This is a genomic window from Cupriavidus sp. PB-02 (genome assembly GCF_058252315.1).
In genome coordinates, this window is sequence record NZ_CM177694.1 from 4,365,781 (window position 1) to 4,392,154 (window position 26,374).

General features: G+C 68.4%; 24 protein-coding genes. 9 read left to right on the plus strand and 15 right to left on the minus strand.

The features are described from left to right. Positions 1 to 2: 2 nt before the first annotated feature. Together AC10V3_RS20585 and AC10V3_RS20590 are read right to left on the minus strand one after the other, a co-directional pair. Positions 3 to 1,457: a sensor histidine kinase gene (locus AC10V3_RS20585; RefSeq protein ID WP_022537089.1), complete on the minus strand. Its 1,455-nt coding sequence runs from the start codon at positions 1,455 to 1,457 to the stop codon at positions 3 to 5. Positions 1,458 to 1,459: 2 nt separating this feature from the next. Further along, positions 1,460 to 2,134, minus strand: a complete 675-nt coding sequence (locus AC10V3_RS20590; protein WP_022537090.1) for a response regulator — start codon at positions 2,132 to 2,134, stop codon at positions 1,460 to 1,462. A 326-nt stretch (positions 2,135 to 2,460) separates the two neighbouring features. Between AC10V3_RS20590 and AC10V3_RS20595 the strand changes: the two genes are divergently transcribed. Beyond that, entirely contained in the window at positions 2,461 to 3,555 is a 1,095-nt protein-coding gene (locus AC10V3_RS20595; RefSeq protein ID WP_490923694.1) for an ABC transporter substrate-binding protein, read from the plus strand. Positions 3,556 to 3,599: 44 nt separating this feature from the next. On the opposite strand, the gene AC10V3_RS20600 is transcribed toward AC10V3_RS20595, so the two are convergent. Further along, entirely contained in the window at positions 3,600 to 4,346 is a 747-nt protein-coding gene (locus AC10V3_RS20600; protein ID WP_022537092.1) for a TetR family transcriptional regulator, read from the minus strand. Between the two features lie 628 nt (positions 4,347 to 4,974). Here AC10V3_RS20600 and AC10V3_RS20605 point away from each other — a divergent pair. Genes AC10V3_RS20605 through AC10V3_RS20615 form a run of 3 tightly spaced genes read left to right on the plus strand, consistent with a single transcriptional unit; the run spans position 4,975 to position 10,924 of the window. After that, positions 4,975 to 6,225 carry an efflux RND transporter periplasmic adaptor subunit gene (locus tag AC10V3_RS20605; RefSeq protein ID WP_022537093.1) on the plus strand — a complete coding sequence of 417 codons (1,251 nt, stop codon included), beginning with the start codon at positions 4,975 to 4,977 and terminating at the stop codon, positions 6,223 to 6,225. Between the two features lie 56 nt (positions 6,226 to 6,281). Further along, positions 6,282 to 9,434 (plus strand): efflux RND transporter permease subunit, encoded by a 3,153-nt coding sequence (locus AC10V3_RS20610; RefSeq protein WP_022537094.1) that lies wholly within the window; start codon positions 6,282 to 6,284, stop codon positions 9,432 to 9,434. Between the two features lie 2 nt (positions 9,435 to 9,436). Then, positions 9,437 to 10,924: an efflux transporter outer membrane subunit gene (locus AC10V3_RS20615; protein WP_490922880.1), complete on the plus strand. Its 1,488-nt coding sequence runs from the start codon at positions 9,437 to 9,439 to the stop codon at positions 10,922 to 10,924. 205 nt (positions 10,925 to 11,129) lie between these two features. Here the strand turns inward: AC10V3_RS20615 and AC10V3_RS20620 are convergent, their stop codons facing one another. Beyond that, positions 11,130 to 12,068 (minus strand): TetR/AcrR family transcriptional regulator, encoded by a 939-nt coding sequence (locus AC10V3_RS20620; protein WP_490922882.1) that lies wholly within the window; start codon positions 12,066 to 12,068, stop codon positions 11,130 to 11,132. 402 nt (positions 12,069 to 12,470) lie between these two features. Between AC10V3_RS20620 and AC10V3_RS20625 the strand changes: the two genes are divergently transcribed. From AC10V3_RS20625 to AC10V3_RS20635, 3 genes are all read left to right on the plus strand, one after another. Next, the gene (locus AC10V3_RS20625) at positions 12,471 to 13,418 is read left to right on the plus strand and encodes a LysR family transcriptional regulator (protein ID WP_041681184.1); all 948 of its coding nucleotides are present in this window, start codon (positions 12,471 to 12,473) and stop codon (positions 13,416 to 13,418) included. Positions 13,419 to 13,532: 114 nt separating this feature from the next. Continuing rightward, positions 13,533 to 14,504: a Bug family tripartite tricarboxylate transporter substrate binding protein gene (locus AC10V3_RS20630; RefSeq protein ID WP_490922883.1), complete on the plus strand. Its 972-nt coding sequence runs from the start codon at positions 13,533 to 13,535 to the stop codon at positions 14,502 to 14,504. 113 nt (positions 14,505 to 14,617) lie between these two features. Continuing rightward, on the plus strand, positions 14,618 to 15,592 hold the full coding sequence (locus AC10V3_RS20635) for a M14 family metallopeptidase (RefSeq protein ID WP_022537099.1): 975 nt from the start codon (positions 14,618 to 14,620) through the stop codon (positions 15,590 to 15,592). A gap of 18 nt (positions 15,593 to 15,610) precedes the next feature. Here the strand turns inward: AC10V3_RS20635 and AC10V3_RS20640 are convergent, their stop codons facing one another. From AC10V3_RS20640 to AC10V3_RS20665, 6 genes are all read right to left on the minus strand, one after another. Beyond that, on the minus strand, positions 15,611 to 16,153 hold the full coding sequence (locus tag AC10V3_RS20640) for an Sbal_3080 family lipoprotein (RefSeq protein WP_022537100.1): 543 nt from the start codon (positions 16,151 to 16,153) through the stop codon (positions 15,611 to 15,613). Positions 16,154 to 16,286: 133 nt separating this feature from the next. Further along, positions 16,287 to 16,487, minus strand: a complete 201-nt coding sequence (locus AC10V3_RS20645) for a hypothetical protein (protein WP_022537101.1) — start codon at positions 16,485 to 16,487, stop codon at positions 16,287 to 16,289. Between the two features lie 30 nt (positions 16,488 to 16,517). Next, entirely contained in the window at positions 16,518 to 17,096 is a 579-nt protein-coding gene (locus AC10V3_RS20650) for an OB-fold putative lipoprotein (RefSeq protein ID WP_022537102.1), read from the minus strand. 42 nt (positions 17,097 to 17,138) lie between these two features. Continuing rightward, complete coding sequence (locus AC10V3_RS20655) at positions 17,139 to 18,383, minus strand: glycosyltransferase (RefSeq protein ID WP_490923695.1); 1,245 nt, start codon at positions 18,381 to 18,383, stop codon at positions 17,139 to 17,141. Positions 18,384 to 18,489: 106 nt separating this feature from the next. Beyond that, complete coding sequence (gene mnmE / locus AC10V3_RS20660; RefSeq protein ID WP_490922885.1) at positions 18,490 to 19,917, minus strand: tRNA uridine-5-carboxymethylaminomethyl(34) synthesis GTPase MnmE; 1,428 nt, start codon at positions 19,915 to 19,917, stop codon at positions 18,490 to 18,492. A 90-nt stretch (positions 19,918 to 20,007) separates the two neighbouring features. Beyond that, positions 20,008 to 20,829, minus strand: coding sequence for a CHAD domain-containing protein (locus AC10V3_RS20665; RefSeq protein ID WP_490922886.1), 822 nt, complete (start codon positions 20,827 to 20,829; stop codon positions 20,008 to 20,010). Positions 20,830 to 21,005: 176 nt separating this feature from the next. Between AC10V3_RS20665 and AC10V3_RS20670 the strand changes: the two genes are divergently transcribed. After that, positions 21,006 to 21,443, plus strand: a complete 438-nt coding sequence (locus AC10V3_RS20670) for a PaaI family thioesterase (RefSeq protein ID WP_349605279.1) — start codon at positions 21,006 to 21,008, stop codon at positions 21,441 to 21,443. 26 nt (positions 21,444 to 21,469) lie between these two features. Further along, complete coding sequence (locus AC10V3_RS20675) at positions 21,470 to 21,856, plus strand: VOC family protein (RefSeq protein WP_022537107.1); 387 nt, start codon at positions 21,470 to 21,472, stop codon at positions 21,854 to 21,856. Positions 21,857 to 21,886: 30 nt separating this feature from the next. On the opposite strand, the gene tam is transcribed toward AC10V3_RS20675, so the two are convergent. The 5 genes from tam to rpmH form a co-directional block, all read right to left on the minus strand. Next, positions 21,887 to 22,657 (minus strand): trans-aconitate 2-methyltransferase, encoded by a 771-nt coding sequence (gene tam, locus AC10V3_RS20680; protein ID WP_349605277.1) that lies wholly within the window; start codon positions 22,655 to 22,657, stop codon positions 21,887 to 21,889. Between the two features lie 123 nt (positions 22,658 to 22,780). Then, positions 22,781 to 24,451 carry a membrane protein insertase YidC gene (yidC, locus tag AC10V3_RS20685; protein ID WP_349605276.1) on the minus strand — a complete coding sequence of 557 codons (1,671 nt, stop codon included), beginning with the start codon at positions 24,449 to 24,451 and terminating at the stop codon, positions 22,781 to 22,783. Between the two features lie 21 nt (positions 24,452 to 24,472). Further along, positions 24,473 to 24,781: a membrane protein insertion efficiency factor YidD gene (gene yidD / locus AC10V3_RS20690; RefSeq protein WP_022537110.1), complete on the minus strand. Its 309-nt coding sequence runs from the start codon at positions 24,779 to 24,781 to the stop codon at positions 24,473 to 24,475. A gap of 11 nt (positions 24,782 to 24,792) precedes the next feature. Next, positions 24,793 to 25,257: a ribonuclease P protein component gene (rnpA, locus tag AC10V3_RS20695; protein ID WP_349605274.1), complete on the minus strand. Its 465-nt coding sequence runs from the start codon at positions 25,255 to 25,257 to the stop codon at positions 24,793 to 24,795. Between the two features lie 173 nt (positions 25,258 to 25,430). Then, the gene (gene rpmH, locus AC10V3_RS20700; RefSeq protein WP_008650850.1) at positions 25,431 to 25,565 is read right to left on the minus strand and encodes a 50S ribosomal protein L34; all 135 of its coding nucleotides are present in this window, start codon (positions 25,563 to 25,565) and stop codon (positions 25,431 to 25,433) included. Positions 25,566 to 26,374: the final 809 nt, after the last annotated feature.

Consider the following 26,374-nt stretch of genomic DNA (forward strand, 5'->3'; position numbering starts at 1 on the left):
CGCTATTCGCCGACGGGCAGCTTCAGCACGGCACGCACGCCGGTGCCCTGCGCGCCCTCGCCCAGTTCCACCGTGCCGCCGAAGCGCGCGGCCATTTCGCGCGAGATTGCCAGCCCGAGCCCCGAGCCGGGCTCGGCATTGCCCACGCGGCGGTAGAAGCGCGCGAACACCTTCTCGCGCTCCTCCGCCGGGATGCCGGGCCCATCGTCCTCGACCACCAGGCAGGCGGTCTGGTCTTCGCGCGTGGCCGACAACGTGATGCAGCTGCCCCGCGGCGAATACTGGATCGCGTTGTGGACCAGGTTGGCGAGCGCCTCGCGCAGCAGCGCGGGGTCGGCGCGCACCGGCAGCTTCAGCCCCGGCATCGGTTCCCAGCCGAAGTCCTGCTGCTTGCCGCGCGCCAGCGGCAGGTAGTCCAGCGCCACCTGCTCCGCAACGGCAACGGCATCGATGATGTCGATGGCGTCGACTTCCTGCGCGGATTCGCCGCGGTGCTGGCGTACCCGCGCCAGCGCCAGCAGCTGGTTGGTCAGGCGCGCGGCCTGCTCGAGCTGGGTGACGATGCCGCCCACCGCCTCGCCGGCGGCCTGGCGCGCGGCTTCGGGGTCGGGCGCGCGCAGCTGGCGCTCGGCGTATTCGGCTTGTGTCTTCAGGATCGCCAGCGGCGTGCGCAACTGGTGCGCGGCATCGGCGATGAACTGCGCCTGCGACTGCGCCATGGCCGCCGAGCGCGACACGTGCAGGTTGACCGCGTCGACCAGCGGCCGCACCTCGGCCGGTACGCGCTCGAAAGTGAGCGGCGTCAGGTCGTCCGGCGAGCGCGCCTCGACGTCATCGCGTACCCGCGCCAGCGGGCGCAGCACGTAGGTGACGCCACCTACCAGGATGGCCGCGCTCAGTACGATCAGCAGCAGGTCGCGCGCCAGCGCGCTGCGCCAGACCGTGCCGATCAGCGCCGTGCGGGGCTCGGCGGTCTCGGCCACCTGGATGATCACGCGCATGCGCGCGTCGGGCCGGTACACGGGGCGCGCCATGGCGGCGATGCGCACGGCTTCGCCCAGGTATTCGGCATCGTAGAAACGCGGCTGGTTGTTCGCCAGCGTGCCGGCGGGCAGCGGCAGGTCGCCGTAGCCGGTGATGGTTTCGATGCTGCCGGCGCGTTCCAGCGAGACGCGGTAGAACACATGGGTCTGCGCCGCGGTCTCGAACATCTCCATGGCGGCGTCGGGCAGCGTCAGCTGGATGCTGTCGCCGGCCATGCCGATGGCGTTGTCGATGGCGCGGATCGAGCCGTACAGCGAACGGTCATAGGCCGTGTTGGCGGCGTCGCGCAGGGTGCCGTAGGTGAGCCAGGTGTCGATCGCCATCATCACCGCCAGCGCCGGCAGCAGCAGCAACAGCAACTGGCGGCGCAGGCTGCCGCGGCGCCACAGCAGGACCGGATGGCGCGGCCACATTGCTAGCGGCCGGCCTCGGGCTCCAGCAGGTAGCCGAAGCCGCGCAGCGTGACGATGGTGACGCCGTGCCCGGCCAGCTTCTTGCGCAGGCGGTAGACCAGCACCTCGATGGCGTCGGGCGAGACGTCGGCGTCCAGCGAGAACACCTTGTCGAGCAGCTGCGCCTTGGTCAGCGGCTGGCCGCTGCGTGCCAGCAGCGCACCCAGCAGCGTCGATTCGCGCGGCGTCAGCGCCAGCGGCGCGCCGTCCAGCGTAAAGCTGCGGGTCTCGCCGTCGAACACCAGCGTGCCGCACTGCAGGCGCGGATGCGCGCGCCCGCGGCTGCGCCGGATCAGCGCCAGCAGCCGGGCTTCCAGTTCGGCGATGGCGAAGGGCTTGGGCAGGTAGTCGTCGGCGCCCAGGTTCAGGCCGCGCACGCGTTCGTCCAGCGTGTCCTGCGCGGTCAGGATCAGCACCGGGGTGCGGTCGTCGCGCCCGCGCATGGACTTGAGCACGGCCAGCCCATCCTTGCCGGGCAGGCGCAGGTCCAGCACCACCGCGTCGTATTCCTCGGCCTGCAAGCGCGCCTCGGCCTGCAGGCCGTCGGCGACGTGCTCGATCACGAAGCCGCCCTGCTCCAGCGCGCGGGCGACCCAGCGTGCCAGTTCGACTTCATCCTCCACCAGCAGGATGCGCATTGCCGGTCCTCCTCCGCCGGTTGGGTTTATTGTGTCGGTTGCGGCGGCCGTACACGAGGTGGCACGAGGCGCCACACAGGGTTCAGCACGCTGGAGCGCGCCCGCCGCGGGCGCCTATAATACCTCCGCCCCGCCGGTCCTGGCGCGCGATGCAAGCGCGCCCACTCCTTTCCACAGGCAGTTTTTCCGTTCCGACCACCGTGCCCACGCGTCCGCCCCTGCCGTCCGCTCCTGTGCCGTCCGCGGCCGATGGTGCAGCCGACGGCGCGCCCGCCTCGGACCTGCGCCGCCGGCTGCTCGGCGCCTCGCTGCTGGCCGGTGCCGCGCTGCCCGTCGCCTCCCCCCTCCATGCCCAGTCTATGCTGCCCGCGCCGCCGCCGGGCTACCCCTCCGGGTATGACGTCACCATCGCCCGGGCGCTGCGCGAAGGCGAGGTCGTGGTCTATGCCTCGACCGACCTGAGGGTCGCCCAGCCGCTGATCGCCGCGTTCGAGGCGCGCTACCCGGGCATCCGCGTGCGCTACGAGGATCTCAACACCATCGAGCTGAACCAGCGCTTCCTGGCCGAGACCGCGGCGCTCGGCGGCGGCCGGCCCGCGCCCGGCGCGTTCTACGCCGACGTGCTGTGGAGCACAGCGATGGACCTGCAGATCAAGCTGGTCAACGATGGCCACGCGCAGCGCTACACCTCGCCCGAGCGCGCCGGCCTGCCCGGCTGGGCGGTATGGCGCGACGAGGCCTGGGGTACCACCTTCGAGCCCGCGGTGATCGTCTACAACCGCCACCACTTCGCCGGCATGCGCGCGCCGCGCAGCCGCAGCGGGCTGGCGCGGCTGCTGCAGGAAAATGCACCGCGCTGGCGCGCCAGGGTGGTGACGTACGACGTGGAGCGTTCGGGCGTGGGTTACCTGCTGGCGCAGCAGGACGCGCGCATGGGCAGCGAGTTCTGGTACCTGGCACAGGCGCTGGGCCGCGCCGGCGTGCAGCTGTCGGCGTCCACCGCCGACATGATCGAGCGCATCGCCAGCGGCGAGCTGGTGATGGGCTACAACCTGCTGGGCTCGTACGCGCTGTCGCTAATGGAACGCGGCGCGGCCATCGACGTGATCGCCCCCCGCGACTACACGCTGGTGATGTCGCGCGTGGCCTTTATCAACCGGCGCGCGCCGCGGCCCAATGCGGCGCGGCTGTGGCTGGACTACCTGCTGTCGCGCGACGGGCAGGCGCTGCTGGCCAAGTCGACCTCGCCGCTCTATACCATCCGCACCGATACCGACAGCGTGCACACCGCGGCGGCGCTGTCCGAGCGCCTGGGCTACGCGCTCAAGCCGATCAGCGTCGGCCCCGGCCTGCTGGCGGCGCAGGATGCGATGCGCAAGCGCGCGTTCCTGGCGCGCTGGCGCGAGGCCATGCGCGGATAGCGCGAACCAAGACGCATGCGCCGGCCCTCAGCCGGCGCGGCGCATCAGGGCACCAGGTCGCCGGTATCCAGGCCGCCGGCCCCGGCAGCGTCCTTGCAGGCCTGCTCGCACAGCGAGGACAGCTCTTCGTCGAGCTGTGCCATCGGCCGCGGCACGTAGCCATGGCGCAAGGCGGGGGAATATTTCAGAGTATCGATAAAGACGTCCGACATGCGCTCGGCATTGGCGTCGAGGTCGAAGTCCTCGGGCGAGAACAGCCAGTGCGCCAGCACGCCGCCGATCGCGGCATGGAAGGCGTTGACGGACAGGTCCAGGTCCAGCTCGGCGGGCAGCTGGCCGCGCTCCATGGCCAGGCGCAGGTGCTCGCGCATCTTGACCAGCCCTTCCTGGTGAGACTGGCGCTGGCGCTCGAAGATGGCGCCGTTGTCCTGCACCATCTCGCACTTGTGGAAGATGATCTCGAAGACACGGCGCCAGCGCGGATTGACCACGGTCTGGCGCATGACATAGGCGCAGATGTCGCGGATGCCGCCCAGCGGGTCTTCCTGGCGCGCGAGCCGCTCGGGGTCGCACAGCGCCTCAACCGGCAGGTTGACGCGGTCGCACATGGCGGCGAACACATCGCTCTTGTTCTTGAAGTGCCAGTAGATCGCGCCGCGGGTGACACCCGCCGCTTCGGCGATGTCGGCCAGCGACGGGCGTGCCACGCCGCGGGCGTGGAACACCGCTTCGGCAGCGTCGAGAATCCGGTGGCGCGTCTCCAGCGCCTCTTCCTTGGTGCGTCTGACCATCTCTCTCTCTGATGCCGGCGTCATGGCCCCGATGGGTAGTTCATGGCCGGCTTGTTGGGGATTTCCCTGGCGCCGGTGCCGCATGCGGCAGGCGCTCTGGCCGGTGCAGGGCACCGGCGGGTCGTTGTCATCACATGGCAATGCCTTCGTGGAGCCGTGCGGCCGACAGGACGGCGCGCATCCTAACCCGAGTCGGCCGTTTGCGCCGCAATCCCGGGCGGTCCCTTGCCGTTGCAGACAAATCCGATGGATAAAACCGGATGCGCGCTGCTAGTCGTGCAGTGGCCGGAGACGCTGATGTGCGTCCAAAAACCCCTGCGAAGGGAACCACTTAACATACATTCTTGAATGTATATATAATACGCGCTCGCCCGGCTTTCGGCCAGCCGCCCATCCTGTGACATAGCCAGCACAGCTGGCGTTTGCTGCGGGGCCAGCCGGTCGTATATCCAGTCGTCATAGAAGAGCCACCGTTCGTCGCAAAGGACATCGCGACGCCGCGAATTGTGGCTAGCATCACGCTTTTGTCCGCCGCAAACCGTGCGGCGGGCTGTGTCGTTTCCGTTTGCCACAAGATGGCAGGTCGGGACGATGCGGCAGATCTCAAATTGCCATCATGGGGTTATCGATGAGGAAGTCCCAACGTATCAGTTGCGTTGCCGCCTATGCAGTCGCTGCGCTGTCGGCGCTGGCGCTTGCCGCCTGCGGCGAGAAGAAGGCCGAAGGCGGCCCCCCGCCGCCGCCGGAAGTGGGCGTGGTCACCGTGACGCCGTCGCCCGTCGCCGTCGTCAATGAACTGCCGGGCCGCCTGGAAGGCGTGCGCACGGCCGAAGTCCGTGCCCGGGTGGAAGGCATCGTGCTGTCGCGCAACTACACCGAAGGCGGCGAAGTGAAGGCCGGCCAGGTGATGTTCCGCATCGACCCGGCGCCCTACCAGGCCACGCTGGCTTCGGCCCAGGCCGCGCTCCAGCGCGCCGAGGCCAATGCCGTGTCGGCGCGCCTGAAGGCCGACCGCTACAAGCCTCTGGTGGCCGTCAACGCGGTCAGCAAGCAGGAGTACGACGACGCCGTGGCCTCTGCCGGCCAGGCCAACGCCGACGTGGCTTCGGCCAAGGCGGCGGTGCGCACCGCCCAGATCAACCTGGGCTACACCACCGTGACCGCGCCCATCAGCGGCCGTGCCGGCCGCGCGCTGGTGACCGAGGGCGCGCTGGTGGGCAAGGGCGAGGCGACCAAGCTGGCGCTGGTGGAGCAGGTCGACCCGATGTGGGTCACCTTCACCCAGCCGGCTTCGGAAGTCACGCGCCTGCGCCGCGCCATCGAATCCGGCGCGGTCAAGGGCGTCAACGGCGGTGCCAACGTGCACCTGTTCGTCGAAGACGGCCGCGAGTACGAGCACACCGGCAAGCTGCTGTTCTCGGACATGACGGTGGACCCGACCACCGGCGCGATCACGCTGCGGGCGCAGTTCCCCAACCCCAACCGCGAGCTGCTGTCGGGCACCTTCGTGCGCGTAAAGATCGAGCAGGGCATGGATGAGAACGCACTGACCGTGCCGCAGCGGGCGCTGATCCGCGGTGCCCAGGGCGCCAGCGTGCTGGTGGTGGGCGCGGACGGCAACGTCGCGGCGGTGCCGGTCAAGGCGCCGCAGGCCATCGGCGACCGCTGGGTCGTGACCGAAGGCCTGAAGGGCGGCGAGAAGGTGATCGTCGAGGGCCTGCAGAAGGTCAAGGTCGGCGCGCCGGCCAAGGCGGTGCCGTTCGTCCAGGCAGGTGCCTCGGCACCGGCCGCTACTCCGGCCTCGGCTTCGGCAGCCCCTGCCTCTGCCCCCAAGGCCGAGGCGAAGCCGCAGCCCAAGGCTGAAGCCAAGCAAGGCTGAAACAGGCCGTATCACCACTACGGCAAATACGGCTAGACAAAGAGGGAGCCAGTCTTATGGCCAAGTTTTTCATCGACCGGCCGGTGTTCGCGTGGGTGCTCGCGCTGATCATCGTCCTGGGCGGGCTGTTGTCGATCATGCAGTTGCCGATCGCGCAGTACCCGAACATCGCCCCGCCGACGATCTCGGTCACCGCCACCTATCCGGGTGCGTCGGCCAAGACGCTGGAGGATTCCGTCACCTCGGTGATCGAGCAAGAGCTGAATGGCGCGCCCAACCTGCTCTACTACAACTCGACCAGCGAATCGACCGGCCTGGCGTCGATCACCATCGCCTTTGCGCCGGGCTCGAACGTCGACCTGAACTCGGTCGAAGTGCAGAACCGCCTCAAGCGCGTGGAAGCGCGCCTGCCGGCGGAAGTGCGCCAGCAGGGCGTGCGCGTGGACAAGGCCGGGAACAACTACATGATGTTCCTGACCGTGTCGTCCAAGTCCGGCACGGCTGACGCGATCCAGCTCGGCAACTATGTCTCGGCGCAGGTGATCGACTCGATCCGCCGCGTGCCGGGCGTGGGCCAGGCCGACCTGTTCGGCACCGAGTACGCCATGCGGGTCTGGCTGGACCCGGCCAAGCTGACCGGCTACAACCTGACCCCGCTGGACGTCACCGCCGCGGTGAGCGAGCAGAACATCCAGGTCGCCGTGGGCGAACTGGGCGGCACGCCCTCGCCCAAAGGCACCGAACTGAACGCCACCGTCACCACGCAGAGCCGCCTGTCGACGCCCGAGCAGTTCGCCGACATCCTGCTGCGCACCAACCCTGACGGTTCGTCGGTACGCATCAAGGACGTGGGCCACGTGGAACTGGGCGGCGCCGACTACTCGACGCTGGCCCGCACCAACGGCAAGCCGTCGGCGGCCATCGCCATCAAGCTGGCCCCGACCGGCAATGCGCTGGCCACCGCCACCGCGGTGCGCGCCAAGATGGAAGAGCTGTCGAAGAACTTCCCGGCGGACTACCAGTACTCGGTGCCTTACGACACCTCGGCCTTCGTCAAGATCTCGATCGAGGAAGTGATCAAGACGCTGCTGGAAGCCGTGGTGCTGGTGTTCCTGGTGATGTACCTGTTCCTGCAGAACTTCCGCGCCACGCTGATCCCGACGCTGGTGGTGCCGATCGCGCTGCTAGGTACCTTCGGCGCGCTGCTGGCATTCGGCTTCTCGATCAACGTGCTGACCATGTTCGGCATGGTGCTGGCCATCGGTATCCTGGTGGACGATGCCATCGTGGTGGTCGAGAACGTCGAGCGGATCATGAGCGAGGAAGGACTCTCGCCACGTGAAGCCACGCGCAAGGCCATGGGCCAGATCACCGGCGCCATCGTCGGCATCACGCTGGTGCTGACCGCGGTGTTCATCCCGATGGCATTCTTCTCGGGCTCGGTGGGCAACATCTACCGCCAGTTCTCGCTGTCGCTGATCGCCTCGATGGCGTTCTCGGCGCTGCTGGCGCTGACGCTGACCCCGGCACTGTGCGCGACGCTGCTCAAGCCCGTCGAAGCCGGCCATCATCATGAGAAGAAGGGCTTCTTCGGCTGGTTCAACCGCACCTTCGCGCGCGCGTCGACCAGCTATCAGGGCGTGGTGGCGCGCATCCTCAAGCGCACCGGCCGCTACCTGATCATCTACGCGCTGATCATCCTCGGCGTGGTGGTGCTGTTCAAGCGCCTGCCGTCGTCGTTCCTGCCCGATGAAGACCAGGGCTACATGATCACCGTGGTGCAGCTGCCCAACGGCGCGACCCAGGACCGTACCATCGGCGTGCTCAAGCAGATCGAGGACTACTACCTGCAGAAGGAAAGCAAGGTGGTGGACCAGATGATCACGGTGGCGGGCTTCTCCTTCTTCGGCCGCGGCCAGAACGGCGGTATCGCGTTCGTGCGCCTGAAGGACTGGAAGGAACGCACCGGCGAGGGCGAGAACGCGCAGGCGCTGGTCGGCCGTGCCTTCGGCGCGCTGTCGTTCATCAAGGACGCGATCATCTTCCCGCTTAACCCGCCGGCGATTTCCGAGCTGGGCAACTCCTCGGGCTTTGACTTCCGCCTGCAGGACCGCACCGGCCAGGGTCACGCCAAGCTGATGGAAGCGCGCAACATGATGCTCGGCATGGCCGCGCAGAGCCCGGTGCTGATGGGCGTGCGCCCGGAAGGCCAGGAAGACGCACCGCAGCTGCAGATCGACATCGACCGCGAAAAGGCGCGCGCGCTTGGCGTCTCGGTGGCGGAGATCAACTCGACGCTGTCGATTGCGTTCGGCTCAAGCTACGTCAACGACTTCATCTATGAAGGCCGCGTGCGCAAGGTGATCGTGCAGGCCGACGGCAGCGACCGCCGCCTGCCCGACGACCTGACCAAGCTGCGCGTGCGCAACGCCAACGGCGACATGGTGGCGTTTGCCGCGTTCGCGACGTCCAAGTGGATCATGGGCTCGCCGCGCCTGGAGCGCTACAACGGCATGCCGGCGGTGAAGCTCGCGGGCCAGGCCGCGCCCGGACGCAGTACCGGCGAAGCCATGCGTGTGATGGAAGAGAACTTCGCCAAGCTGCCGCCGGGCTTCGGTTTCGAGTGGTCGGGCCAGTCGTACGAAGAACGCCTGGCCGGCGCGCAGGAACCGATCCTGTACACGCTGTCGCTGATCATCGTGTTCCTGTGCCTGGCCGCGCTGTATGAAAGCTGGTCGATCCCGTTCTCGGTGCTGCTGGTGGTGCCGCTGGGCGTGCTCGGCGCGCTGCTCGGCGTGACGCTGCGCGGCATGCCCAACGATGTGTACTTCAAGGTGGGCCTGATCGCGACGATCGGCTTGTCGGCGAAGAACGCCATCCTGATCGTGGAATTCGCCAAGGACCTGCAGGCGCAAGGCAAGGGCCTGGTCGAAGCCACGCTCGAGGCGGTGCACCTGCGTTTCCGCCCGATCCTGATGACGTCGATGGCGTTCATCCTGGGCGTGCTGCCGCTGGCAATCGCCACTGGCGCGGGTTCGGGCAGCCAGCGCGCCATCGGTACCGGCGTGATGGGCGGGATGATCACGGCCACGGTGCTGGCGATCTTCCTGGTGCCGGTCTTCTTCGTCGTGGTGCGCAAGCGCTTCAAGGGCAGCGAGCGCCAGCGCATGCTGGACAAGAAGTGGCATGAGCCGCAAGAGGAAATCTGACAATGACCAAGACTCTGACCACGCTGCTGCTGGTGGCCGGCGTTCTGACCGGCTGCACGCTGGCGCCCCACTATGACCGCCCCGCCCCGCCGGTGGCGGGCAGCTACCCGGTGGCGCCCGAGGGCTACGCCACCGCTGAGGTGAAGAGCGGCGAGACCCGCCGCGCCGTCGATATCGGCTGGCGCGAGTTCTTCCGCGACCCGCGCCTGCAGGTGCTGATCGCCAACTCGCTGGAAAACAACCGCGACCTGCGCACCGCCGCGCTGCGCATCGAAGAGGCGCGCGCGCTGTACCAGGTGCAGCGCGCCGACCTGCTGCCCACGGTGGACGTCAACGCCGGCTACACCCGGGCCCGTACCACCGCCGCCCAGGCGGCAACGGTGCTCGGCCAGCCCGGCGTGACCGAGGTCTACCAGGTCGGCCTGGGCATCGCGTCCTACGAGCTCGATTTCTTCGGGCGCGTGCGCAGCCTGTCCAATGCCGCGCTGGCGCAGTACTTCGCCACCGAGGAAGCGCATCGCTCGGCGTATATCTCGCTGGTGTCGGAAGTCGCCAAGGCCTACCTGGCCGAGCGCTCCTTTGCCGAGCAGTACGACCTGGCACGCGACACGCTGAAGGCGCGCGAAAGCACCTATGGCCTGGCCAAGCAGCGTTTCGAGGCGGGCGCCACCTCGGCGCTGGACCTGCGCGACAACGAATCGCTGGTGGCGCAGGCCCGCGTCGCGGCGGCCCAGCTCGCACGCCAGCGCGCGCAGGCGCAGAACGCGCTCGAAGTGCTGGTGGGCAAGCCCATCGGCACCATCGAGAACCTGCCCGAGCCGGTGCGCCTGTCGGATGAGCGCATCATCAGCGATATCCCCGAGGGGCTGCCGTCCGACCTGCTCGAGCAGCGTCCCGATATCCGCCAGGCCGAGCAACTGCTGCTGTCATCCAATGCCAATATCGGCGCGGCGCGCGCGGCGTTCTTCCCGCGCATCACGCTGACCGCCAGCGCGGGCACCATCAGCCCGACGTTCTCGGGGCTGTTCGATGCCGGCACGCGCGCATGGTCGTTCGCGCCGCAACTGGTGCTGCCGATCTTCGACTATGGCCGCAACCTGTCCAACCTGGACCTGGCCAACGTGCGCAAGAACATCCAGGTCGCCAACTACGAGAAGACCATCCAGACGGCCTTCGCGGAAGTGGCGGATGCGCTGGTGGCGCGTGGCACGCTGGAAGACCAGGTCACCGGCCAGGAAGAAGTGCGCAATGCGGAAGCGGCGCGCTATGAGCTGGCGCGCCTGCGCTTCCGCAGCGGCATCGCCAGCTACCTGGACGAGCTCGATGCGCAGCGCCAGTTGTTCACCGCGGAGCAGGCGCTGATCCAGGCGCGGCAGCTGCGGCTGAACAATTCGATTGACCTGTATCGCGCGCTGGGTGGCGGGTTGCAGGAAACCAGTCCGGTGGCGCGGCAAGGTACGCCTGCGCAACAGGGAACGGTGACGCAGTAAGGGTGTGCTGACGACGTCAGCATGCTTGCGGTTTGCTCCCTCTCCCGCTTGCGGGTGAGGGAGCAAACAGTCGGTCGATCAGGACGCCAGCGGTACTGCCGCTGGCTTTTTTCTTCCCGCCTCAGAACTTGTAGGAAGCCGGCAGAAAGAACACCAGCGGATTCGGCTCCAGCTTCGTCTTCGACGTCGACCCGCGGCGCGAGCGCTAGGACCGGGCGCGCATTCGCATCCAGTCATCCAGCGGGTTGCTGGGGAAGCTCACGCCATGTTCGCGCGCGCGGACCGCAACGCTGGCCACGGCGGTGCGACTGGTGCCCTCATTGCGCACGGGGCGTGCGCTCATCCGGGTCTTGCCGATGGTGGCCGCGGTGACGGCGGCCGTATGGCCGGCCTGTTCCTGCACCGTTGCCTCCAGCGCGCTGGCGCGCTGCCCGGCCTGCTGCTGCTCGCCCAGCTCGAACACCGACTGCAGCGCCGACAGCTCGTCCGCGCCCGGCTGCGCCACCGTCATGGCCGCCTCGACCATGGCGGTGAGCTGCGCCAGCACATGCGCATCGCTCATCTGCTTGCCCTGCGTGAAGGCCGGCAGCAGGTTGGCGAGTTCGTCGCCGGCCAGCACGCCCGCCAGCGCTTTCAGCGCGAACTGCAGGCGCCAGCCGAGCTCGCGCCGCGGCAAGGCCGGGATGGCGCGCGCGAAGGCGTCGAAGAAGCGCTCGTACACCGGTGCGTAGTGCTCCAGCAGGTAGTGCTGGATAAACGGCGAGGTATCCGAATACACGCGCCCGAGCAGCCGCAGGAACGACGGCCCACCGACTGCGGGTTCGCGCGCCATTTGCAGCGCGGGCACGAACAGTGCGCCCAGCACGTGCTCGCAGCGGATGCTGCTGCCGGGCCAGCGGGCTTCGCACGCATCGAGCAGCGCCAGGCGGCGCGCGTTGAGCGGATCCAGCCGCCGGCTCAGCACGGCGTGCATCATGATGTCTTTGCTGCGAAAGTGATAGTTCACGGCCGCCAGGTTGACGATGGCGCGCGAAGTTACCTGCCGAAGCGAGGTGGCCTCGTAGCCGACCTCGATCAACAATTTTTCCGTGGCGTCGAGAATCCGGGCCTTGGTGTCTCCTGCCGTGCTTTTGCCGGTCTTCATGGGGGCGTCTCTCTTCTTTGCTGCAGTGAACCCCTTTGCAATTCGCTGCGCTGCGTCGCTCCCGGCTCTGACGGCATACGGATGCTTGAAACAGCTGTACGAAGCCTATCCACTGCTTCGAGCGTTTCACAAGCGTTGAATTGGACTGGCAGCTCTAATCCCGGGCCTGATGTTGGCAATCGCACCACAATGACCGCGGCGCGATGCCTTCCACTGGAAGTGGTCGGAGGCGATGGATTGTGGCGCGCCATAACAGGGATCAATGTGATCCGGAATTTTCGCGATGATGATATTCATAGAATGGATAAATGTGCGGACGCCCAGCCGTCCATGCGGGTCCGGCATGCGCGAGCGCAGCCGATAATGAGGGCATCGCTGCTTGACCTTCACCTGTCCGCTTCCATGCACATCCGCTGGCTCGAAGACTTCGTCTGCCTGGCCCAGGCCGGCAGCCTCGCGCGCGCCGCCGAACTGCGCAACGTGACCCCGCCCGCGTTCGGCCGGCGCATGCAGGCGCTGGAGGTCTGGGCGGGCGCACCGCTGATCGACCGCAGCGCGTTCCCGGTGCGGCTGACAGCAGAAGGTCGCCAGTTCCTGGAAGCGGCGCAAAGCGCCTTGCGCACGCTGGATGAAACGCGCCTGGCGCTGCGCGCCGCGCACCGGGCCGATGCCAGCACCCTGACCATCGCCACCGGCAAGACGCTGGCGCGCTCGATGGTACCGGCCTGGCTGGCGGGCCTGCGCGAGGCGCTGCGGCATGACCCCGATGCGGCCGGCTTCCGCACGCGGCTATCCGCCTTCCCCATGCATGACGCGCTGGCGATGTTCGCCGAGGGCGATGCCGACTTCCTGCTGTGCTATAGCCCGCCGGACCTGCCGGTGATGCTGGACGATGCCCGCTACCAGTTCCACCTGGCCGGCGTGGAGCGGCTGGTGTGCGTCAGTGCCACCGACGCGCGCGGCGCGCCGCTGCACCGGCTGGGCACCGGCAAGTCCGCGGGAAAGGCCGCCGCAAAGCCGGTGCCGATGATCGCCTACGCCGAGACCCTGACGCTCGGCCGCATGGTCAACCAGGAGATCGCGCGCCGCAGGCTGGCGCCCCGGCTCGACGTGATCGCGGTCAGCGACTTTGCCGAGTCGGTGCACGAGATGGTGCGCCAGCGCATGGGGCTGGCCTGGCTGCCGGCGCGGCTGATCGCCGACGACCTGCACGCCGGGCGGCTGGTGCGCGCCATCGCCGGCGCCGAGGGTGACGACCTGGCGCTCGATATCCGCCTGTACCGCCCGCGCGCGCCGATGCGCCCGCTGGCCGAGGCGTTCTGGCGCACCGCGGTGCAGGCACCGCGCTGAGCCGCACCATTGCCGAAACGGCAATCCCCCTTGCCAAAGCCGCACGCAGGTCCGGTCTCGCGCTCTCTAACATCAGGCCACACCATCCAAACCTGGATCCCCCAAGCCAAGACCATGAAGACCATCCTGCGCGCGGCCGCTGCCGCACTCTGCGTCGCCACCTTCACCGGCGGCGCCGTTGCCGCCACCTGGCCCGCCAAGCCGATCACGCTGGTGGTCGGCTACACCGCCGGCGGCAGCGTCGATCTCGTCGCCCGCACCATCGCGCCGGAGCTGGGCAAGCGCCTCGGCCAGAGCGTGGTGATCGAAAACCTGGGCGGCGCCGGCGGCACCATCGGCGCGTCCAAGGTGGTCAAGGCCGAGGCCGACGGCTACACCCTGCTGATGGGTTCCGGCAGTGAGGTCTCGATCGCGCGCCTGACCAACCCGGCCGTGCGCTACGACGGCGAGAAGGACCTGGCGCCGGTGACCTTCGTCGGCACCCAGCCGATGGTGCTGGTCGGCAAGCTTGGCCTGCCGGCGAAGAATGCGGCCGAGCTGATCGCGCTGGCCAAGGCGCAGCCGGGCAAGCTCTCGTATGCGTCGTCGGGCGTGGGCACGCCGCTGAACCTGGCCGGCGAGCTGATCAAGCAGCAGGGCAAGGTCAATATCACGCACGTGCCATACAAAGGGGCGTCGGCCATGGCCACGGACCTGCTCGGTGGCCAGATCGACCTGGCGGTGATGGTGCTGTCGTCGGCGCTGCCGCATATCCAGGCCGGCCGCGTGCAGGCCTACGGCGTGACCGCTGCCAAGCGCTCCGCGGTGGCGCCGAACGTGCCGGCACTGGCCGAGACGCCGGCGCTGAAGGGCGTGGACATGGGCGTGTGGTTCGGGCTGATGGGGCCGGCCAACCTGCCCAAGCCGGTGGTGGATCGCCTGAACACGGAGATGCAGGCCGTGCTGGCGCTGCCGGATGTGAAGAAGAAGCTGGCTGAGGCTGGCGTGGAAGTGACGCCGGCAAATCCGGCGCAGTTTGGCAGCTTTATCAAGCGCGAGACGGGGCGTTATCGCACGATTGTGCAGACTGCTGGCATTCACGAGTAAGTGAGGTAGTGGGCAGGCGCTGGAAGCATCCATAAGCCTTCACCAAAGCTGATCGACACAAATACGACCCGTCGGGCACCGACCCGCCAGGCACCCTGAGAGCACCGATCCCCATGACGCAGCAACCCGCCCCACTCGACGCCTACCCCGTCGACGTCGAATTCCCCGACATCCGCCCCTACGCCGCCGGCAACACCGGCGTGCCCTACCTCTACACCTTCGACAGCGGCCAGCCCGGCCCGCACGTGATGGTCAACGCCCTGACCCACGGCAACGAGGTCTGCGGCGCCATCGCCGTCACGGCGCTGCTCGACCACGGCCTGCGCCCGCGCCGCGGCCGGCTGACGCTGGCCTTTGCCAACGTCGACGCATACCACCGCTTCGATCCCACAAAGCCTGACGCCTCGCGCTTCGTCGACCAGGACTTCAACCGCGTGTGGACGGCCGCGACGCTGGACGACACCAGCCGCGATTCGTCCGAGCTGCGCCGCGCGCGCGCCATGCGCCCGGTGATCGACACCGTGGACCTGCTGCTCGACCTGCATTCGATGCATGAGAAAAGCCGGGCGCTGATCGTCTCCGGCCCGCTCGACAAGGGCATCGCCCTGTCCCGCGCACTTGGCGCGCCTGCGGACGTGATCGTCGACGAAGGCCACCCCGAAGGCCGCCGCATGCGCGACTACGACGGCTTCGGCGACCCCGCCAGCCTGCGCAATGCGCTGCTGATCGAATGCGGCCAGCATTGGGAGCCGGCGGCGGTGTCGGTGGCGCAGGACAGCACCGCGCGTTTCCTGCTGCATGCCGGCGTGGTGGACGCAAGCGATTTGCCCGCCGGCTGGCTGCACCCGCTGCCCGCTACGCAGCGGGTGGTACGCGTGACCGAGCCGGTGGTGGCCACCAGCATGGATTTCCGCTTTGCCGGCCCTTTTACCGGCCTGGAAACCTTTGCCGAGGCCGGCACCGTGATCGCCTGGCGCGATGGCGAGCCGGTGGTGACGCCCTATCCCGATTGCGTGCTGGTAATGCCGTCGCTGCGGCAGTTGCGGCCCGGGGTTACCGTGGTGCGCCTCGGCCGGCTGGAGCGCTGATCGGGCCGTGCTGCCCGCTCAGCTGTTCGGCCCCGCATACGTCACGGCTGGCGCCGAAGGCGGCAGCAGCATGCCCGGGAACAGCTGCTCGACCAGCTCCTCCAGCTTGGACGCCGGCCGCACCAGGTTGCTCAGGTTCAGTCCGCCCGCGCTGCGGTTGGCGTTGTAGATCGCCTTGCCGACGCGCTCGCCATTGTGGAACACGGTGATGTCCACGCTGCTCAGGAACGAGGCCCAGTACCAGGCGCTGCGCGCGCTGTACAGCGCCACCATCGGGCACGCGGCCACGGACGCATCCGGCCGCACCAGCTTCACCTCGAAATTGCGCTGCTCCAGCGAGGCACGGAACGCCTCCACATAGTCGTTGCCGGTGACCGGGTTCACCACCACGCATAGCAGCGTGCCATTGGCGCCATAGTTGCCGCGCGGACCGCCTCCAGCCGGCTGGAACGCGGCGGAGGCGTCGGGGAGGTCAGGACGGTCGACCGGGGTCACTGCCTGGTAGGTCGAGCAGCCGGTGAGCAGCAGGCCGAGGCTGGCGGCCAGCAGAGCTTTGTTCATGGGTTTCCTGGATGGCATGGGGCGGCGCGGCGCGCAATGCGGGCAGCCCGCCTTCACACTGTAGGCGCCGGCGCGCCCATCCGATCGGCCGAACAGAACAGCAAAACCCGTGCTTTCGGCCCGGCGGGGCGCCTTAGCCGCCCGCCCCGCCCTGCGCCAGCCGGCCCACCAGGATCAGGCAGAGCCCGGCCAGGCAGATGCCTATGATCGCCACCTGCAGCCGGGTGACGGGTTTGCCGCCAAGCAGCGTCTGGCTGAGCCAGGCGGGCGACACCACGCCCACGATGGTGGCAACCGCGATCAAAATGGCGAGGACGGACAGCACGGATTGCATGGCGAAGCTCCGGAGTGGTCGATGCAGCGATCAGTTCGCGCCGCCGCGCAGCAGGCAGTCGCGCAGCAGCGGCGAACCGTCCGCCAGCCCCGCGCCATTGCATTCCAGCGCCACCTTCTGGCCGCGCCGCACCATCGTGGCCCGCGCCTCCACCTCGCACACCCGGCCCGCCGGCCCGCAGATCTGGCGTGGCAGCAGCAGCGCGCGCACATTCACCCCCGGATCGTTCGTGCGGATATCGACAATGACCTGGTCGCCCTCGCGGCGAATGCCGCTGGCGACGCCTTCGACGATCAGGTACTGCCCGACGTAGCGCTCGTCCGCGGCCTTGGGGTTGGCGCGATAGTCGTCCTGCATCGTGCTGGCCTGGTATTGCGGCAGGCGGTCGGCAGGCCGCTCGGGATCGATGCTGATAGGCTCGAGCGTGCCGTCGTGCGGCACGCCGCGCACGTCGCTGGCCGTTGCCGGGACCGCCGCGCTGGCTTCGGCCTGCGCCTCGGGCTGGGCACCGCCGACGTCATCACGCCGATCATTGCCGGCAAACCACAACATGCCAAGCACAGCTACGGCAACGATGGCAACGAGGATTTGCTGGGTACGGTTCAACATCTGGAGATCCTGCCTGGGTGAAATGCGAAAGTCGGAAGCGGATTATGCCTCGCGCCGGCCGCAGAAGCGTTCGATTGCCGCCACGGCATTGTCCACGCCGCGCTCGGCGGCGATCGCGCGGCCCAGCGTGGCGGCCTTCTCGCGCGTGGCGGCCTGCTCGGTAAAGCCGATCATCGACGCCAGCCGCACCGCGTCGATCTTGTGCCCTTCGACATAGCGCGGCGCCACGCCCAGCGCCGCCAGACGGCCCGCCCAGAAGAACTGGTCGCCGGCAAACGGCAGCACGATCGACGGCACGCCCGCCGCCGCCACCGCATGCGTGGTGCCCGCGCCGCCATGGTGGATCGCCGCCGACACGCGCGGCAGCAGCCAGTCGTGCGGCGTGGCGCCGATCACGTGGAAGCTGGCCGGCAGCGCGGACACGTCGATGCCGCTCCAGCCCGGATAGAACAACGCGCGCCGGCCATCGACCGCCTGCACCAGCGCCGTCACCACCTTCTGCCGGTCAAAACCCGCCATGCTGCCGAAGCCGATATACAGCGGCGGCTCGCCGGCAGCGAGGAAGTCCTGCAATGGCGCAGCCGGCTGCCAGTCGTGCTGCGGCGGCATGGTCCATGCGCCGCTCACCAGCCAGTCGGCATGCCAGTCCTGCGGGCGCGGCACCAGGTGCGGCGAGATCGCGTACAGCGTGGGGAAATCGCGCCACATCGCCTTGCGCGGCGGCACGCCGAACAGCTTGCCGCGCGCGGCGTTGGTGGCGGTACGGAACATGCGCCACAGCACGTGGTTGATGACGTGATGGCTGGCGCGGTTGGCCCACCCCGGCATCCTGAACGGCGGCAACAGCGCGGACGGGAAGGCGCGCGTCGGCGAGATCGGGAACATGGCCGCGGCGATCACAGGCTTGCCCAGTTGCTCGGCCACCGCGAGCGCCACGTAGCCCGTCAGGCCCGAGAACACGATGGCGTCGGCATCGCGCGCGGCCTCGGCCAGTTGCGCCATCCACGCCTCGGTGTTGTCCTCGGCAATACGCGCAAACGCGCGCGTGGCCTCGGCCACATTGCCGCCTTCAGTCATCAGCTTGTGCAGCGCGCCACCCGGCGCCAGCGTCTGCTGGATATCGCCCGCCATCGGCGCGAACGCCAGCCCATGTTCGGCGGCCAATGCCGCAGCCGAGCGCTCGCCCAGCATCAGCATGTCATGGCCGGCATCGCGCAGGCCCAGGCCCAGCGCAACGATCGGGCGGCAGTCGCCCTGGGTACCGAAGGTGATGAGGATCAGGCGCATCGAGAGGGGGCGCCGCAAGCGGCCGGCGCCTGGCATGAGGAGGCGGCCTGCAGTTTACCTGCTGCCGGCGGGGTGCGTGCCGCAGCATGGTGCCGCGCGGCCGCACTCACTTGCCGATGCAGAAGCGCGTGAAGATCGTACCCAGCAGGTCGTCGCTGGTGAACTCACCCGTAATGCTGTTCAGGCACTCCTGCGTCAGCCGCAGCTCCTCCGCGAACAGATCCAGCGCCTGCGCCTGGTGCTCGGCCTGCTCCGCCGCGATATCGAGATGCGACTGCGCACTGCGCAGCGCCGTCAGGTGCCGTTCGCGCGCAAGGAAGGTGCCTTCATTTCCGGACTGCCAGCCGACCAGCCGCAGCAGTTCGCGGCGCAGCAACTCGATGCCGGCGCCGGTGCGCGCTGAGATCCAGATCTCGGTCGGGTTGGGTCCATTGGCGGCGACCACATGGGGCCGGTTGCCGCCGAACATCATGCCACCCACCGCCGGGGCCTTGTCGATCTTGTTGACCACGCGCACGATCGGCGAGCCCGGCGGCAGCTGGCCGCTGAGCTGGTCGTCGATGGCGTCGTCGATCTCGGACAAGCCGTGGCGCAGGTAGTCGGTGGCATCCACCAGGTGCAGCACGACGTCGGCGCGGCGGATTGCGTCCCAGGTACGCTCGATGCCGATGCGCTCGACTTCGTCGGAGGCTTGCTCGCGCAGGCCGGCGGTGTCGATGATATGCAGCGGGATGCCGTCGATCTGGATGGTCTCGCGCACGCGGTCGCGCGTGGTGCCGGCGATCGGCGTGACGATGGCGAGTTCGGCGCCAGCCAGCGCGTTGAGCAGCGACGACTTGCCGACGTTCGGCTGGCCCGCCAGCACTACCGACAGCCCCTCGCGCAGCAGCGCGCCCTGGCGCGCCTGCGCCAGCACGGCGCCGAGTTCATTGCGGATGGTGGCGAGCTGCCCGCGCGCGTCGGACTGCTCCAGGAAATCGATCTCTTCCTCGGGGAAGTCCAGCGTGGCTTCCACCAGCATGCGCAGGTGGATGACCTTATCCACAAGCTTGCGGATCGCATTGGAGAACTCGCCCTCCATCGAACGCGCCGCCGAGCGCGCCGCGGCCTCGGTGCTGGCTTCGATCAGGTCGGCCACGGCCTCGGCCTGGGCCAGGTCGAGCTTGTCGTTGAGGAAGGCGCGGCGCGTGAACTCGCCCGGCTCGGCCAGGCGAAGGCCGATGCCGTCGCCGGCCTGCAGGCAGCGCGTCAGCAGTATCTGCATCACCACCGGGCCGCCGTGGCCCTGCAGCTCGAGCACTTCCTCGCCGGTATAGGAGTTCGGTGCCGGGAAGTACAGCGCCAGCCCGTGGTCGATGACCTTGCCATGGGCGTCGAGGAACGGCAGGTAGGTGGCGTGGCGCGGCTTGAGCGCCAGGCCGCAGACGGCGCGCATCACGGGGCCGACATCGGGGCCCGACACCCGCACCACGCCGATGCCGCCGCGTCCGGGCGCGGTGGCGATGGCGGCAATGGGAACCTGGGGAGCAGTCATGGCGGTATTGTCGCAGATCGGGTGCGGTTGGCGTGGCGCGGTGTGGCGCCAGCGGCGCGCGGTGGATTGGCCGCCGTGGCTGGCGGGGCGTCAGCTTGCGCCGGGCAACTGCAGCGGCGCTTCATCGGGGAGCGTTTGCACTTGCAGGCAGTCGGCCATCAGCCGGCGCGCGACCATGGCATCGACAAAGCTGCCGAGCTTTGTCTGCCGTTTCACCAGCTTGCGGTGCAGGCGTTTGGTGATGCGCGACGGCAGTACCGGCTCGAACGCCTCGATCGTATAGCGCAGCCGCTTGCCGGCGATGCGCTGGGCATGCACCGCGCGCGCATCGCCGCTGCGTGCGGCCCGGGCCAGCTTGCGCAGGCTCTGGCGTCCGCGGCGCACGCGCTTGCGCGCAAACGGCCCGAGGCGATCGCCGCTGTCTTTGCGTGCCTTGGCCGCCAGATGCCCCAAATGCGCGAGATCGCGATGCAGCGAGGGCAGCGGCCAGTCACGGTAGCCGGCCAGCGTTGCCAGCATGGCTTCGCGCGCGGCGTCACGGCGCTCGGCGGCGGTGTCGGCCACGGCCGCCAGGACCGGTTCGTCCGGCTCCAGCTCGCGCGCCGGGGCGATGGTCTCGGCCAGGAACACGTCCCAGTCGCGCACCTCGCTGGTGGCGCGGGCCAGCGCGCGCAGGTCGCGCTTCCAGCGCTCGCGCTCCGGCCGTGGCAGCGCTGGCCCCAGCGCCCACACCACCGCGCGCGCATGGCGCAGCGACACGCGTAGTTCGTGCAGGTCTTCCGGATCGTCGCGGCGCGTCAACTGGTCCAGGCACGCGTCGATGCGCGCCAGGCTCGCTTCGGTCAGCGCGGCAAAGGCAGCGGCAGGCCGCATCTTGCGGCGCAGTGCGGGACGTTTGGCGTCGGCGGTCATGGCGGTCTTCATGCGGTCAGGCGCGCACGCGGGACGCAGATGCTTCCAGTGTAGGTGACAGCACGCGGCAGTGCGGGCATGCGGCGTACAAGGCCCATGGGCGGTTGACAGCCTTGCTCCTTCGCGTTGCAATGCGCACACCGCCTGGTGATGCAGTGACCGTACGAGGAACAGCCATGACCACAGAACAGGAGCGACTCCTGCTGCGCGATACCGTCGAGGCCGGCTTCCGCCAGGCCGCGTTCGTCAACGACATCGGCATCGCGCTGGCGGACTGCGGCCCCGGCTGGTGCGAATCGATGCTGGCCATCACGCCACGCCACCTGCAGCAAGGCGGCATCGTCCATGCGGGCGTGCAGGCCACCATGGCCGACCACACCGCGGGCGCGGCGGCGTCCACCATCCTCGAAGCGGGCCAGCATGTGGTCACCGCGGAATTCAAGATCAACCTGCTCAGGGCCGTGCGCAGCGACCGGCTGCGCTGCTGCGCCGACGTGCTCAAGTCCGGCCGCTCGATCATCGTGGTGGAGGCGGATGTGTTCGCCGACGTCCATGGCGAATCCGTGCTGGTCAGTCGCCTCAACGCGACCATGAGCGTGCTGGACCTGGCCTGAGCGCCAACCTGGAAAGGAAGCGAGCCATGATCGACCATACCGGCGTGAACGTCAGCGACTACGGCAAGAGCCGCGCTTTCTACCTGGCGGCGCTGGGCGCCATCGGCTACGGCATCGTCAAGGAATTCCCGGCCAGCGTCACGGGCAGCACGGACGTGGCGGGCTTCGGGCCGCCGGGCAAGCCCGATTTCTGGGTCATCCGCGGCACGCCCAACCAGCCGCCGATACATGTCGCGTTCCGCGTGGACAGCCGCGAGGCAGTCGATGCGTTCTATCGCGCGGCGATTGCCGCGGGCGGGCGCGACAACGGCGGGCCCGGCATCCGGGCGCACTATCACCCCGACTACTACGGTGCCTTCGTGCTGGATCCGGACGGGCACAACATCGAGGCGGTGTGCCACAAGCCGGGCTGATCCCCGGCGGCCCGGGTTTGCGCGACGAGCTCAGCGCGTCGCCACGATAAACAACCGCGGGAACGGCAGCAGCACAGATCCGTCCGCCAGCGGCGGATAGGCCTTGGCGATCTCAGCCTCATAGCGCGCCAGGTACGCGGCGCGCCCGGCCTCATCGAGCGGCTGCAGGAACGGCCGCAGGCCGCTGCCCTTGAACCACTCCACCACCGCGGCCGGGCCGCCGGCCAGCGGATGGTGGTACGTGGTCAGCCACACGTCCACGCGCTGGCACAGGGGACGCAGCAACTCGTAGTACCACTGCGCAGAAGCGCGTTCGGCGCGCGCCTTGCTGGCGCCAGCAAGCTTGTCGGCCCACGGGCCTTCCGCCGCCACCTGGCGCATCAGCCGGTGCGCGGGTTCCTCCAGGTTGTCAGGCATCTGCACGGCCAGCGTGCCGCCGGGGGAAAGCTTCGATACCAGCGCCGGGAACAGCCCGGCGTGGTCGGGCAGCCATTGCAGCACGGCATTGGCCAGGATCACGTCATAAGGCCCGGCCTCGTCCCAGGCGCCGATATCCGCCACGCGGAACTGCACATCGGGCAAACGCTTGCGCGCCGCCTCGACCATGTCGTCCGAACTGTCCAGCCCGGTCACCGACGCACCCGCATAGCGCGCCAACAGCACCTCGGTGGAGTTGCCCGGCCCGCAGCCGATATCCACCGCGCTGCGCACGATTTCGTTGGGAATGGCGGCGACCAGGTCGCGGACCGGTCGGGTGCGTTCGTCTTCGAAGGCGACGTATTGGCGGGCGGACCAGCTCATCGGGAATCTCCTGAATAAGGCGCATGCAGCGTCGGTACAGCCCGAAAGCATACGCCCGCTGCAAACAAAAAGCCCGGCATCGCTGCCGGGCTTCATGGTTACCGCATGGTCCTGTAACCAGAATCAGCTCTTGGCCACCACCGCCGCCTTGCCCTTGCCGAGCATGCGGTTGATCTGCCATTGCTGGGCGATCGACAGGATGTTGTTCACCACCCAGTACAGCACCAGGCCGGCCGGGAAGAAGAAGAACATCACCGAGAACACCAGCGGCATGATCGTCATGACCTTGGCCTGCACGGGGTCCGGCGGGGTCGGGTTCAGCTTGGTCTGCACGAACATCGACACGGCCATCACGATCGGCAGGATGTAGAACGGATCCGGCACCGACAGGTCATGGATCCAGCCCAGCCACGGCGCGCCGCGCATTTCCACCGACGACAGCAGCACCCAGTACAGCGCGATGAACACCGGGATCTGGATCACGATGGGCAGGCAGCCGCCGAGCGGGTTGACCTTCTCGGTGCGGTACAGCGCCATCATCTCCTGGTTCATCTTCTGCGGGTCGTTCTTGTAACGCTCACGCATCGCGGTCATGCGCGGCTGCAGGTCCTTCATCTTGCCCATGGACTTGTAGCTTGCCGCCGACAGCGGGAAGAACACCAGCTTGATCAGCACGGTCAGCGCGATGATCGACCAGCCCCAGTTGCCCAGGAAGCCGTGCAGCTTCTCCAGCAGCCAGAACAGCGGCTTGGCCAGGATGGTCAGCCAGCCGTAGTCCTTCACCAGTTCCAGGCCCGGCGCGACCTTCTCGAGCATGTGCTCTTCCTGCGGGCCGGCGAACAGGCGTGAATCGGTGGTCACCGTGGCGCCCGGGGCCACTTCGCCCAGCGGCTGCTGGATGCCCACGCGGTACAGGTTCGGGTCGATCTGCTGGACGTAGAAGGTGTGCTCCTTGCCGGTCTGCGGGATCCAGGCCGAGGCAAAGTAGTGCTGCACCATCGCCACCCAGCCGTTGTTGGCGGCGGCCGGCACGGTGGCCTTGCCCTTGGCGACGTCTTCGAAGCTGATCTTGTGGTACTTGTCGGCGTCGGTGTAGATCGCCGGACCGGTGAAGGTGCTGTAGAACTGCGACTGCTCGATCTTGCTGCCGTCGCGCGCCAGTTCCAGGTACAGCGTCGGCGAGACCGGCGCGGTGCCTGCGTTGGTCACGGCGAACTTGGTGTCGACGACGTAGCTGCCCTTGCGGAAGACGTAGGTCTTGGTGAACTTGACGCCGTTCTTCTCGGCGGTCAGCGCCACTTCCAGCTGCTCGGCGCCGTCCAGCGAGCGCGGGCCCGGGGCGGCGGTGAACACCGTGGTGTGGTTGGGCAGGTCGCCGCCGATCAGGCCCGAGCGCGCCATGTAGGTGCGCACGTTGTCACGCTCGAACAGCACCACCGGCTTGCCGTCCTTCTCGTGCTCCTTGAGCAGCTCCAGGCGCGACACGATGCCGCCGGCGGTGTCGATCTCGGCACGCACCGTGTCGGTGGTCACCACGATCTTCTCGCCGGTGGGCTGGGCGGCGGCTTGCGGGGCAGCGCCTGCGGCCGGGGCGGCTGCGCCCGGCTGCACGTTGGCCTTGGGCACGTCGCCCTGCGCGGCCGCGCCGCTGGCGGCCGGCGCCGAGGCGGCCTGCTGCTGCGTCGTGCCCGGGAAGAACATCGAGGCATGGCCTTGGGCGCGTTGCCAGTTGTCGTAGAGCAGCACAAGGGACATCGAGAAGATGACCCAGAGGATGGTGCGTTTGATATCCATGTCTGGCTGTGGTCGGAGAAATCAGGGTCTGGGCAGACGGATCGCGGCAGGCGCATGGCCTGTCGCGGCATGGACGGAACGGCCCGTGCGGGTGTCCGGCCTGGCAGTGTCGGCTTCCGTGCCCGGCACGGGATCATACCCGCCTTCGGTGAAGGGATGGCAACGGCACAGCCGGCAGGCGGCCATCCAGCTGCCGCGCGCGGCGCCGTGATGGACGATGGCGTCGCGGGCGTAGTCGGAACAGGTCGGCAGGAAGCGGCACTGCGAGCCCAGGTAGGGACTCAGGGCGATCTTGTAGATGCGCAGCAGGGCTAGCAGGATTCGCTTCATGGCGGGGCGGTTCAGGCCGGAAGGCCTGGTGGCTGGCTTTGCGAGGTGCCCGCCGGTGGCGCCGCGGAAGGCGGTGCCGAGGGCGAGGCAGGCGGTGCGGGTGGCGGCAGTGGCTTGGCCGCTACCTCGAGCAGGCTGGCGATTTCCGCCGCGCACGCTCTTCGGACCGCAGCGCGCGTCGCAAATTCCGCGCGCGGGAACTTGGCTTGCAGCCGCAGTAGCACGTCGCGCCCCGCCAGTTCGTCGCGGCGCTGGCGGAACAGCTCGCGCGCCATGCGCTTCACCAGGTTGCGCTCGGCCGCGCGCGGCGCGAACTTCTTGCCCACCACGACGCCAAGCCGGCCTTCCGGCCGGTCATTGGCGCGCACGTACAGCACGAAATGCGGGCTGCGCCGCCGGGGCCGCAAAGCAAAAACGGATGAAAACTCATCCGTCTTTGTGAGCCTTGCGGCTTTGGGGAAGGCATGGGCTGACACGCTGGGTAACACTTGCGAGCGCTGGCGAAGACTACTGCTGGCGCAAAAGCGGCGCCCTGCGGCAAGCTGCTGGCCGTCCTGAAGCCGAGGCGGGAGGCATTGACGGCTGCGCGGCACGGCTGCGGTACGCTGCAGCCGGCGCCGGGCGCGCCGTCAGGCCGGTCGCCCGGGCCTCAGATGGCCAGGCGCTTGCGGCCCTTGGCGCGACGTGCGTTGATGACGGCACGGCCGCCGCGGGTCTTCATGCGCACGCGGAAACCGTGGGTACGCTTGCGGCGGGTAACGGAAGGTTGGTAGGTACGTTTCATGTTGCACTCTCTGGTTGATCTGGGCTTGCCCGACTCCGGCCGGTGCCGGGCTGCCGTGGCCGCCGCGTATGGTTCGCATGGGGGTTGCCACCGGCAAGGAACTGCCGCGGCTTGTCCGACGATTCTGGTTCTGTCTTTGCTGCCGGCCGTGTGGCGCGCGCTGCAGGCTATTGACCTGTGGGCGCGGACGGCACGGACAGGCCAGACCCGGCGATGCGCATACGTGATCCCCTGCCGCATCGCAGAACCCGCCATTTAAACGATTTTCGCGCGCACTGTCAAGCAAACAGCATGTGCGCCGGCACAATTACCACATTACCGGTTGCGCTGTCGGTGCCTCATTGTCCACAACAACCGGTGAGTAACTACATGTGCTCCGGGCGGCACGAAACAATAGGACAACCTAGGCCGAAGTCCCTGTTTTGCCAGAGGAATTACCCCTTCCAGCTTCCCGCAAAGCCGCATCCCAGCAAGGGTTGTGCACAGCAATCCACTGAATTTGCACAAGTTGTCCACAGACTTATCCTTTGTGGATAACTCGGGGGCAGGGGTACAATCCGGGTCCAAACACAACACGGGCTGCGTGGCGCAGGCGCAACCCGGGCCCCCACCGCGGCAACGCATGATCGAACGCACGCCAGTGCGGCGAGCCTGAAGGCTCGCTGGCGGCTGCATTGGCATGCCGCGGCGGCCTCGCCGACTGGAATTGATTCCTAGTACGGTGAAGGCGGCCCGGATCGCGCGACGTATGCGCAACCCGTGGCGTGCCCCGGACGCGATCCACGGGTGCGATTACTAAACAACAAACA